Raw genomic sequence first — 10,480 nt, forward strand, 5'->3', positions numbered from 1 at the left:
GGGCCTGCGCCTCGGCGGGGCGGTCGTCAGTCATACCCAGACGGTAACCGGCAAGGGCGCCGGACCGGCCGTCCGGCCTCGTCACCCAAGGGCTACCGACTCGTAACCGGCGACCCTCTGTCGCGCTACGCGCGTTGACCTTAGGCTTCGGACGGTTTTTCCGTACGCACCCGACCCCCCGGGGGGAACTCGTGTCCGCCAGATCGAACCATCGCAGGCCCAGACGCCGTGCCACTCGTGTGCTCGCCGTGGCGGCGGGCCTCGCCACCGCGGGGGCGCTGGTCGCCGCGCTGCCCGCCAGCGCGGGACAGGACCACGCGGGAGCGGGCAAGGGCGGCAAGAAGCACACCGTCGACGTGCAGCTCCTGTCCTTCAACGACTTCCACGGCAACCTTCAGCCGCCCGCGGGCTCCTCGGGCCAGGTGACGGAGAAGCAGGCCGACGGGACCGAGAAGAAGATCGACGTCGGCGGTGTCGAGTATCTGGCGACCTCCCTGCGCACCGCCCGCAAGGCGCACCCCTACAGCGTGACCGCCGCCGCCGGTGACCTGATCGGCGCGAGCCCGCTGCTCTCGGGCCTCTTCCACGACGAGCCCACGGTCCAGGCGATGAACAAGCTGGACCTGGACGTCACGAGCGTCGGCAACCACGAGTTCGACGAGGGGGCCAAGGAGCTGGCCCGCATCCAGAACGGCGGCTGCCACCCCAAGGACGGCTGCTACGAGAAGGACAAGCGCGGCAAGGCCAAGGAGTTCGAGGGCGCGGACTATCCCTACCTCGCCGCCAACGTGACGGACGAGAAGACCGGCAAGCCCCTCCTCAAGCCCTACTGGGTGTGGAAGCACAAGGGCGTCAAGATCGGCTTCATCGGCGTGACGCTTGAGGGCACCCCCGACATCGTCTCCGCCGACGGCGTCAAGGGCCTGAAGTTCCACGACGAGATCGAGACGGTCAACAAGTACGCCAAGATCCTCGACAAGCAGGGCGTGAAGTCCATCGTCACCCTCATCCACGAGGGCGGCGTGCCCGCGAGCCAGTCGTACAACTACGACTGCGACTCCCCGGCGGCGGGCGGCGGCATCTCCGGTCCGATCACGGACATCGCCAAGGGCATCACGCCCAAGGTCGACGCCCTGGTCACCGGGCACACGCACAACGCGTACGTCTGCACGGTCCCCGACCCGGCGGGCAAGCCGCGCATGGTCACGTCGGCGTCCTCGTTCGGCAAGCTCTACACCGACACCACGCTCACCTACGACCGCAGGACCAAGGACATCGTCCGCACGAGCGTGCGGTCCGCCAACCACGTCGTCAGCCGTGCGCAGGCCAAGGCGCCCGACATGACGTCGCTGATCTCCCGCTGGGACAAGCTGGCCGCGCCCATCGCGAACAAGGCGGTCGGCCACATCTCCGCCGACATCCCCGGCCGTGGAGCCACGACCCCGGAGTCCCCGCTCGGCGACCTCATCGCCGACGCCCAGCTCGCGCACGCCAAGTCCCTCGACCCCGAGGCCGATCTGGCGCTGATGAACCCCGGCGGCATCCGCTCCGACATCGTGTACAAGGCGAGCGGCGGCGAGGGCGACGGCGTCGTCACCTACGGCGAGGCGTTCACCGTCCAGCCCTTCAGCAACACCGTCAACCTGGTCGACCTGACCGGCGCCCAGCTCGTCACCGCCCTGAAGCAGCAGGTCAGCGGTGCCAACGCCAACTCCCCGAAGATCCTGCAGATCTCGGACGGGCTGACGTACACCCTGGACATGACCAAGAGCGGCGCCGACCGCGTCGTCGCCGACTCGGTCAAGCTCAACGGCAAGGCGCTCGACCCGGCCGCCACCTACCGCGTCGCCCTGAACTCCTTCCTCGCCGGGGGCGGCGACGGCCTCCCCGAGCTGGGCAAGGGCGCGAAGCCGCTGGTGGGCGCGGACGACCTGAAGGCGTTCAACGACTACCTGAGCGCCAACTCCTCGGCGGACAAGCCCCTCGCCCCGCCGAAGGCCGACCGGATCACGGTCATCAAGTGAGGTACCGGATCACGGTCAGCACGTGACGCAGATGACGTCCCGGTGAACTCCGGCGCCCTGACCAGGGGCGGAACCGGCTCAGTAAGCGGCCGAAACCGTTGCTTACCGGGAGTCAGGCTTGGGGTGGGGTGTGAACGTATGGTGAGATCGGCCGATGCGTTCCCCCCACCGCATAGCCACGCATCCCCCGGATGCCCCTCTTGACCACTCCGACCGCTCCGACCGCTCCGACCGCTCTGACCGCGAGAACCACGCCGCACATCTCCCGGCCGACACCGCCCAGTTCCCCGCCCCCTCGTACACCAACCCGTACGAAGAGCTGGCCGCCCTCGCGCCCGGCCCGCTGGAGGAGTTCCTCCACGAGGACAAGGCGCCGGACGGGGCCACGGCACCGGGCGGCGAGGACGACTCCTGGTCGCCGCCCAACCACCGCCGCCGCAGCCGTCGCCGCAACCGCTTCGCCGGTCTGCCGCTGGCCGCGAAAGCCCTGGTGGCCCTGGTCGTCGCCACCGCGTTCCTCGCCCTCGGCGACCGCTGGGCGGTGCTCTACGCCGAGCACGAGGCCGCGGACAGGCTCAAGGACCAGATGCACCTGAGCGCGGCGCCCGAGGTCGACATCGAGGGCTTCCCGTTCCTCACCCAGGTCGCCGACAAGCGCCTCGACCAGGTCAAGGTCACCGTCCCGGACGTCGCCGCCGACCGCGTCTCGCTCGCCAAGGTCTCCGCGACCGCCACCGGCATCACGATCGACGGGGACGGCCTCACCTCGGTCACGGGCGCCCGGATCGGCGCCATGAACGGCGAGGTACTGCTCTCCTTCGAGGACCTCAACCGCGAACTGGGCGCCTCCCAGGTCACGTTCACCGGCAAGGGTCGCGACCAGGTCCTCGCGCGCGGCACGCTGCCCGTGGCGGGCCACGACCTGAAGGTGCGCGCCGACGCCCGCATCCAGCGCAACGGCGACCGGGGCATCTCCACCGACATCGGCGGCATGCGCCTCCAGCTCGGCGACCTGGCGACCTACCGTCCGGGAACGCGCGAGAAGGAGGGTCTGCACCTGTCGCGGAAGTCCGCCGACCGTGTCGCCAAGGAGACGTCGAAGGCGAAGGCGCTGCTGTCCGTGCCCGCGATCGTCGACCGGCTCGGTGTCCCGCACGACATGGTCCGCGGGGCCCTGAAGAGCGACACCAAGCTGAACGAGCTCACCGGTTCCGCCCGCTTCGCCGACGACGTGATGAGCCTCAACCTCATCGACGTCGCCATGGGCCACCCCTGGCTGCTCAAGAAGCTCGGCCTCGACCCGGCGCTCCTCAAGGGCCTCTCCGAACTCACCCGCCCCGTCCTCGCCGACCGCCTCACCCTCGCCTTCCAGCTCCCCAAGCTGCCCGGCGCGGGCACCGTGACGCTTAAGGACGTGACCGTGGAGAAGGAGGGCATCCGCGTCCGCCTCACCGGCTCGGGTCTCGGCTTCGGCCGCTGACCGGGCGGACGCCGGGGGAACCGCCGCTAGGACGGGGGCAGCCCGCTCGGTGGCGGGGTCGCCGCGCCGGGCAGCCGTACGGTGGCCACCGTGCCGCCGCCGTCGGCCGGGCCCAGCGTCACCTCGCCGCCGGACTGGCGCACCGTGCGGTCCACGATGGAGAGGCCGAGGCCCGAACCCGGCAGGCTGCGGGCCGACGGTGAGCGCCAGAAGCGGTCGAAGACGTGCGGGAGCTCCTCGGCGGGGATGCCGGGGCCGTGGTCCCGTACCGTCAGTTCCCCGTCCTTGAGCGCCACCTCGATGACCGAGCCCGCCGGGCCGAACTTCACCGCGTTGTCGAAGATGTTGACCACGGCACGCTCCAGCGCGGCGGGCTCACCACGGACGAACCACGGCGCCAGATCGGCCTCGAAGCGCAGCTCGGGGCCGCGCAGCCGGGCCCGCTCCAGAGCCGCGTCCACGACGTCGTGCCACGCGATCACCTGCACCTTGCCGCTCGCGTGGCCCGCGTCCGGACGGGACAGCTCCTGGAGGTCACCGATGAGCGAGGCCAGCTCGGTCATCTGCGCCTTGACCGAGGCGAGCAGCGCCCTGCGGTCGTCGGGCGGGATCGCCCGTCCGGTCTCCTCGCTGCGCGCCAGCAGCTCGATGTTCGTGCGCAGGGAGGTCAGCGGCGTACGGAGTTCATGGCCCGCGTCGGCGATGAGCTGCTGCTGGAGGTCGCGGGAGGTGGCCAGCGAGGCGGTCATGGAGTTGAACGACGCGGAGAGCCGGGCGATCTCGTCGTCGCCGTCCACGGGGATACGGAGGTCGAGGTCCTCCGTGCGGGCCACGTGCTCGACGGCTTCCGTCAGCCGGTCCACGGGCCTGAGCCCGGTGCGGGCCACCCAGAGGCCCGCCACACCGGCACCGAGGATGCCGGCACCGCCGACGAGGGTGAGGAGCAGCACGAGATCGCCCAGGGTGTCGTCGACCTCGCTGAGCGGGCGGGCGACGGAGACGGCCAGCCGGAGCTCCGGGTACTCCTTGAACTGGTACGTGAACACCCGGTACTTCTCGCCGTTGGACGCGGTCGCGTCGTGGTAGGTGTCCTCGGTCTCGCGTCCGGCCACGGCGGTGTCGGAGTCGCTGACCTCGACGGACTGGCGGCCCAGGATGACGCAGCTCGTGCTGTTCGGGGCCACCACCTGGATGGTCTGCTGATACAGGTCGGGGTTGTCGCGGTTGGGGATCTCGCGCAGACATCTGGCCCCGCCGCCCGTCGCGTCGATGTCGATCCTCTCGATCACATCGCTCGGCTTCGGGCGGTTACCGCTCAACGCACCGTCCAGCGAGTCCATCAGCGCGTTCCGCACCACGAACCAGCAGGTCACCGCCGCCGCCGCGACAGCCACCGCCACCGCCACGGCGACCAGGAGCGCCAGCCGCGACCGCAGCGGCAGCCCGCGGAAGCGCCGTACGGGGCCGGTCACTCGCCGCCCCGCAGTACGTATCCCACGCCCCGCACCGTGTGCACGAGGCGCGGTTCGCCCGCCGCCTCCGTCTTGCGGCGCAGGTACATCACGTAGACGTCCAGGGAGTTGGAGGACGGCTCGAAGTCGAAGCCCCAGACGGCCTTGAGGATCTGCTCGCGGGTGAGGACCTGGCGGGGGTGGGCGAGGAACATCTCCAGGAGGGTGAACTCCGTACGGGTCAGCTCGACCGTGCGCCCGCCCCGCGTGACCTCGCGCGTCGCGAGGTCCATCCGCAGGTCGGCGAAGGACAGGGTGTCGCCCTCCTCGGCCCGGCCCGCCGCGGCGGCGTACGAACTGCGGCGGAGCAGCGCCCTGATGCGGGCGAAGAGCTCGTCCAGCTCGAAGGGCTTGACCAGGTAGTCGTCGGCCCCGGCGTCGAGACCCGTGACGCGGTCGCCGACGGTGTCCCGCGCCGTCAGCATCAGGATCGGCGTCGTCGAACCGGTGGCGCGGAGCCTGCGGGCGGCCGTGAGGCCGTCCATGCGCGGCATCTGGATGTCGAGGACCACGAGGTCGGGGCGGTACGCGGCGGCCTTGTCGAGCGCGTCCGCGCCGTCCACGGCGACCTCGGTGCCGTATCCCTCGAAGGCGAGGCTGCGCTGGAGCGCCTCCCGTACGGCGGGTTCGTCGTCCACGATCAGGATGCGCAGCTGCTCGCGGTCACCATCGGCGGGGCTCATCGTGACAGGTCCTCGGAAGTGGTCGGGGCGGGTGGCGGACATCAGCCTCGCACGCGGGCGCGGGCGGCGCGGCGAGCGGCGGCACGCCCGACGGTGACGCCGGGTGTCACGACCGCGAGCCCGACCGCAGCTTGCCGATGTCGTCCTTGACCGTGTTGACCGGGATGGCGAAGCCGAGGCCGACGCTGCCGGAGCCCGATCCGGAGCCCGCCTGCGAGGTACTGGGCGAGTACATCGCGGAGTTGATGCCGACGATGTTGCCGTTCATGTCGATGAGGGCGCCGCCGGAGTTGCCGGGGTTCAGCGACGCGTCGGTCTGGAGCGCCTTGTACGTGGTCTTGGAGGAGCCCGTGTCGCCGTTGAACTCCTGCCCGCCGAACTCGAAGGGCCAGCCGCCCTGGGGGCTCTGCGGCTGCTCCTGCCCCTCGCCCGTCGAGACGGTGACGTCCCGGTCGAGCGCGGAGACGATGCCGCTGGTGACGGTGCCGGTCAGGCCCTCGGGGGAGCCGATGGCGACGACCTCGTCGCCGACCTTGACGTTGTCGGAGTCGCCCAGGGTCGCGGGCTTCAGGCCCGAGGCGCCCTTGAGCCGGATGAGCGCGAGGTCCTTCTTGCTGTCGGTGCCGACGACCTCGGCCTCGTACGTCTTGCCGTCGTTCGTCCGCGCCTTGATCGACGAGGCGCCGGAGATGACGTGGTTGTTGGTGATGATCTCGCCGTCGCTCCTGGTGATGACGCCGGACCCGGTCGACTTGCCCTCGCCGGAGGTGGCGCTGATCTCGACGATGCTGGGGCTGACCGCCTGGGCGACACCGGCGACGGTGCCCTTCTGGCTGGTCGGCACGACGTCCGTGCTGGTGGCGGAGGAGCCGCCGCCCTGGTCGGTGAGGGTCTGCACCGCGTACGCCGTGCCGCCGCCGACCGCCGCCGCCGCGATGGCCACGGCGGCGAGCAGGGCCACGGGGCCCTTGGCGCGACGCCGCTTCGGGGCGTCGTGGTGGGCGGGAGCCCGGTGAGGTGCCTCCGGCGCGAAGTCCGGCGGGGGCGGATACGTGCCGTGCTGGTACGCGCCCTGTGTACCGCCGGGGTGAACAGGCGCGGACGGCTGCTGCTGGGGGTACTCGCCGCTCGGGCGGAAGGTCTCGGTCATGTCTCCGAGCGTGGCCGCCGTACATGAGAGCTGGCTGAGTACGTCCTGAGAAGCCCGGCAGAAGTGCGTATGCCCCTTATAAAGGCGGCCGGAGCCGTCATGAAGGCGGCCGGAGCCGTCTCGTCAGGAGGTCTCTCACTCACACCCGCACGACTGGCGCACGACCAGCCGCGAAGGGAACAGCTTCAGGCGTTCCCGTCGGGAGCCCGCCACCCGCAGGCCGTCGTCCAGGACCAGGTCCACCGCCGCGCGGGCCATCGCCGGGCGGTCGGAGGCCACCGTCGTCAGCGGCGGGTCCGTCAGGCCCGCCTCCTTGACGTCGTCGAAACCGGCCACGGCGAGCTCGCCCGGTACATCGATGCGCAGTTCACGCGCGGCCCGCAGGATGCCGATCGCCTGGTCGTCCGTGGAGCAGAAGATGGCGGTGGGCCGGTCGGGCCGCGCGAGCAGCTCCAGGCCGACCTGATACGCGTCGTAGCGGTTGTACGGGGCCTCGAAGAGCCGCCCCTCCACCGGCCGGCCCGCCTCCCGCATCGCGCGCCGCCAGCCCTCGACGTGGTCGGAGACCGGGTCGCCGACGGTCGGGGTGTCGGCCGTGCCGCCGACACAGGCCACGTACTCATGGCCGTGTTCGAGCAGGTGCCGGGTGGCGAGCTGGGCGCCGCCGAGGTCGTCCGTCACGACCGCGACGTCGTCGATGGCCTCGGGCCGCTCGTGCAGCAGCACCACACGCGCGTCCCAGGCGTCGATCTCGGCGGCGGCCTGGTCGGTCAGGCCGTGGCTGACGAGGATGAGACCGGAGACCCGCATCCCGAGGAAGGCGCGGAGATAGTGGGTCTCGCGCTCCTCCACGTAGTCGGAGTTGCCAACGAGGACCATCTTTCCGCGCTCGGACGCCGCCTGTTCGACGGCGTGCGTCATCTCCGCGAAGAACGGCTGACGCGCGTCCGGCACGATCATGCCTATGAGGTCGGTGCGCCGGGAGGCCATGGCCTGCGCGACCCGGTCCGGGCGGTAGCCCAGCTCCTTGATCGCGGCGAGGACACGCTCGCGCGTGGCCGGGGCGACCGGCCGGGGTCCGTTATTGATGACATAACTGACGACAGCGGTCGAAGTACCCGCCAGTCGCGCCACATCGTCCCGCGTCACCTTGGCCACGCGCGCAGTCTACGCGGATGGACCCGTTACCCCTACGAGAGTTTCTGCGCGGTCCTCGGCGCGGACCCGGCGGCCGGTTTCGCGGCGGGCGCCGGTCGCTCCCCGTCGCCCTCGGCACGTGGAGCGGCGGCCTTCGCCTTCTCCTCGTCGGCCCCTCGCTCCACCTTCTCCGGGGTGACGAAGCGATAACCGACATTGCGGACCGTGCCGATCAGCGACTCGTGCTCGACGCCGAGCTTCGCGCGCAGCCGCCGCACATGCACGTCGACCGTGCGCGTGCCGCCGAAGTAGTCGTAGCCCCAGACCTCCTGGAGGAGCTGGGCGCGGGTGAAGACGCGGCCCGGGTGCTGCGCGAGGTACTTGATCAGCTCGAACTCCTTGAAGGTCAGGTCGAGGACCCGGCCCTTCAGCTTCGCGCTGTACGTCGCCTCGTCCACGGAGAGGTCGCCGTTGCGGATCTCCATCGGGAGCTCGTCGGCGGTGATCTGCTGGCGGCCCATCGCGAGCCGGAGCCGCGCCTCGACCTCGGCGGGGCCCGCCGTGTCCAGGAGCACGTCGTCCACGCCCCACTCGGCGGTGACGGCGGCGAGCCCGCCCTCGGTCACGACGAGGATCAGCGGACAGCCGGGCCCGGTGGAGCGCAGGAGCTGACAGAGGCTGCGCACCTGCGGAAGGTCGCGGCGGCCGTCGACGAGGATGACGTCGGCGCCCGGGGTGTCGACGAGGGCGGGGCCCTCCGCCGGGGCGACGCGCACGTTGTGCAGCAGGAGGCCGAGGGCGGGAAGCACCTCCGTCGAGGGCTGGAGGGCGTTGGTGAGGAGCAGCAGAGAGCTCATCGCGCGACCCCTCGGCGTTCTCGGCCCGCTCGGCCCCGGTCGCGCCGCGTGGCCTGCCTGTCCCGGTCTGTCCTGCGTTCGTGCACGTTTCGCTCGCCCATAACGTCGGTTCCTCCTCGGTCCCTGCGGAGGGGGTCCCCCCTGCTCCTTTGAGCTTGGGGGCGTTTACGGCACTGCTTCGTACTTCGGTGTCGCGCTGCTGTGCTGCGCCTGAAAGCACAAAAGGACCCGGGGGCTTCGCTGCCCGGATCCTCTGCCCAGCAGAATAGCTCACATGAGTTCCGGTCCGGCAGGTCAAGCGGCGCGATCTTCTGTGCCGCCGCTCACTCGCGCGCAGCTTTCCGTTCGACAGCGCGTCACGCTGCGTACACAGGACGGGGTCGCCATCGAGGCCGCGTACGAGCCGGGCCCCGGACCGTCCCCGGGCCCCGCGATCGTCCTCGCGCACGGCTTCAGCGGGGCCGTGGACCGGCCGCACGTACGCCGGATCGCCGCCGTGTTCGCCCAGCGTGCGGCCGTGATCAGCTTCTCGTTCCGGGGGCATGGGGCCTCCGGCGGGCACTCCACGGTGGGCGACCGTGAGGTGCTCGACCTGGCCGCCGCCGTGGAGTGGGCGCGCTCGCTCGGGCACACACACGTGGTGACCGTCGGATTCTCGATGGGCGGTTCCGTCGTCCTGCGGCACGGTGCGTCGCACAGGGGGCGCACGGAAGCGCGGGCCGACGCGGTGGTCGCGGTCAGTGCCCCGGCCCGCTGGTTCTACCGGGGAACCGCCCCGATGCGGCGCCTGCACTGGGTCGTGACACGTCCGGCGGGGCGCGTGGTGGGCCGTCTCGGCCTGAAGACGAGAATCCACCCGCACGAGTGGGACCCCGTGCCCCTCTCGCCGGTCGAATCCGTTCCCCTCATCGCGCCCGCGCCGCTGCTCGTCGTGCACGGCACCCAGGACCCGTACTTCCCCGTCGACCATCCCCGGATGCTGGCCGCCGCCGCGCGGGAGGGGGCCGAGCTCTGGCTCGAAGAGGGCATGGGACACGCGGAGCACGCGGTCTCCGACGAGCTGGCCGGACGGATCGCCGCCTGGGCCACGGCATCATGGACGTCGGCAACCGCCGACTGAAAGGGGAGTCGCATGGTGAACGGCACCATTCGTTACTGGGCCGCTGCCAAGGCGGCCGCGGGCATCGCCGAGGAGCCCTACGCGGCGGCGACGCTCGCCGAAGCGCTGGACGGCGCCCGCGAACGCCACCCCGGAGAACTGGTCCGGGTCCTCAAGCGATGCTCCTTCCTGGTCGACGGTGACCCCGTAGGCACCCGTGGGCATGAGACCGTACGGCTGGCCGAGGGCGGCACGGTCGAGGTGCTCCCGCCGTTCGCAGGAGGATGAGCGCCATGTCCAATCAGCCGTACGAGGGCTATGAGGGCTACGAGGGATACGACGGGCGCGAGGGCCATGACCCGCGCCCGGGCCAGCCGTACCCGGGTCACCAGCAGCAGCACCAGCACCAGCAGCAGCACCAGGGCCAGCCGTACCAGGGGCAGCAGCACCAGCAGCACCAGAACCAGCAGCCGCAGCAACACCAGCAACACCAGCAGCAGTACGGCGGCTACCCGGAGCAGCAGCAGTACCAGTACCAG

Annotated in this window: 9 protein-coding genes and 1 pseudogene; 5 read left to right on the forward strand and 5 right to left on the reverse strand. The window is 71.2% G+C overall.

All coding sequences use genetic code 11. From position 1 onward, the window contains the following. Positions 1 to 191: 191 nt before the first annotated feature. Both AB8Z36_RS16895 and AB8Z36_RS16900 read left to right on the forward strand, forming a co-directional pair. On the forward strand, positions 192 to 2,024 hold the full coding sequence (locus AB8Z36_RS16895; protein WP_440581933.1) for a bifunctional metallophosphatase/5'-nucleotidase: 1,833 nt from the start codon (positions 192 to 194) through the stop codon (positions 2,022 to 2,024). Positions 2,025 to 2,178: 154 nt separating this feature from the next. Then, the gene (locus AB8Z36_RS16900) at positions 2,179 to 3,504 is read left to right on the forward strand and encodes an LmeA family phospholipid-binding protein (protein WP_369214139.1); all 1,326 of its coding nucleotides are present in this window, start codon (positions 2,179 to 2,181) and stop codon (positions 3,502 to 3,504) included. Between the two features lie 26 nt (positions 3,505 to 3,530). On the opposite strand, the gene AB8Z36_RS16905 is transcribed toward AB8Z36_RS16900, so the two are convergent. From AB8Z36_RS16905 to AB8Z36_RS16925, 5 genes are all read right to left on the reverse strand, one after another. Further along, positions 3,531 to 4,976 (reverse strand): sensor histidine kinase, encoded by a 1,446-nt coding sequence (locus AB8Z36_RS16905; protein WP_369214140.1) that lies wholly within the window; start codon positions 4,974 to 4,976, stop codon positions 3,531 to 3,533. Beyond that, a complete protein-coding gene (locus tag AB8Z36_RS16910; protein ID WP_369214141.1) occupies positions 4,973 to 5,698 on the reverse strand; it encodes a response regulator transcription factor in 726 nt (241 codons plus the stop codon). The genes AB8Z36_RS16905 and AB8Z36_RS16910 overlap by 4 nt, the downstream gene beginning before the upstream one ends. Before the next feature lie 106 nt (positions 5,699 to 5,804). Continuing rightward, a complete protein-coding gene (locus tag AB8Z36_RS16915; RefSeq protein ID WP_369214142.1) occupies positions 5,805 to 6,848 on the reverse strand; it encodes a S1C family serine protease in 1,044 nt (347 codons plus the stop codon). 135 nt (positions 6,849 to 6,983) lie between these two features. After that, on the reverse strand, positions 6,984 to 8,006 hold the full coding sequence (locus AB8Z36_RS16920; RefSeq protein WP_369214143.1) for a LacI family DNA-binding transcriptional regulator: 1,023 nt from the start codon (positions 8,004 to 8,006) through the stop codon (positions 6,984 to 6,986). A 32-nt stretch (positions 8,007 to 8,038) separates the two neighbouring features. Next, complete coding sequence (locus AB8Z36_RS16925) at positions 8,039 to 8,842, reverse strand: response regulator transcription factor (RefSeq protein ID WP_369214144.1); 804 nt, start codon at positions 8,840 to 8,842, stop codon at positions 8,039 to 8,041. A 274-nt stretch (positions 8,843 to 9,116) separates the two neighbouring features. Here AB8Z36_RS16925 and AB8Z36_RS16930 point away from each other — a divergent pair, with 274 nt between their 5' ends. The 3 genes and pseudogenes from AB8Z36_RS16930 to AB8Z36_RS16940 all read left to right on the forward strand — a co-directional run. After that, positions 9,117 to 9,962: an alpha/beta hydrolase gene (locus AB8Z36_RS16930; protein ID WP_369214145.1), complete on the forward strand. Its 846-nt coding sequence runs from the start codon at positions 9,117 to 9,119 to the stop codon at positions 9,960 to 9,962. A 12-nt stretch (positions 9,963 to 9,974) separates the two neighbouring features. Continuing rightward, a complete protein-coding gene (locus AB8Z36_RS16935) occupies positions 9,975 to 10,229 on the forward strand; it encodes a MoaD/ThiS family protein (RefSeq protein ID WP_369214146.1) in 255 nt (84 codons plus the stop codon). Positions 10,230 to 10,234: 5 nt separating this feature from the next. Then, positions 10,235 to 10,480: pseudogene (locus tag AB8Z36_RS16940) on the forward strand (hypothetical protein); the annotation flags it as partial.

Source organism: Streptomyces flavofungini (assembly GCF_041028215.1).
In the GTDB taxonomy this organism is placed as follows: Bacteria; Actinomycetota; Actinomycetes; order Streptomycetales; family Streptomycetaceae; genus Streptomyces; species Streptomyces flavofungini_B.

Excerpts from the sequence above, each read along its gene's own strand:
- AB8Z36_RS16900 (WP_369214139.1), top strand. The coding sequence starts at position 2,179 with ATGCGTTCCCCCCACCGCATAGCCACGCATCCCCCGGATGCCCCTCTT.
- AB8Z36_RS16910 (WP_369214141.1), bottom strand. The coding sequence starts at position 5,698 with ATGAGCCCCGCCGATGGTGACCGCGAGCAGCTGCGCATCCTGATCGTG.
- AB8Z36_RS16915 (WP_369214142.1), bottom strand. The coding sequence starts at position 6,848 with ATGACCGAGACCTTCCGCCCGAGCGGCGAGTACCCCCAGCAGCAGCCG.
- AB8Z36_RS16925 (WP_369214144.1), bottom strand. The coding sequence starts at position 8,842 with ATGAGCTCTCTGCTGCTCCTCACCAACGCCCTCCAGCCCTCGACGGAG.
- AB8Z36_RS16930 (WP_369214145.1), top strand. The coding sequence starts at position 9,117 with ATGAGTTCCGGTCCGGCAGGTCAAGCGGCGCGATCTTCTGTGCCGCCG.
- AB8Z36_RS16935 (WP_369214146.1), top strand. The coding sequence starts at position 9,975 with ATGGTGAACGGCACCATTCGTTACTGGGCCGCTGCCAAGGCGGCCGCG.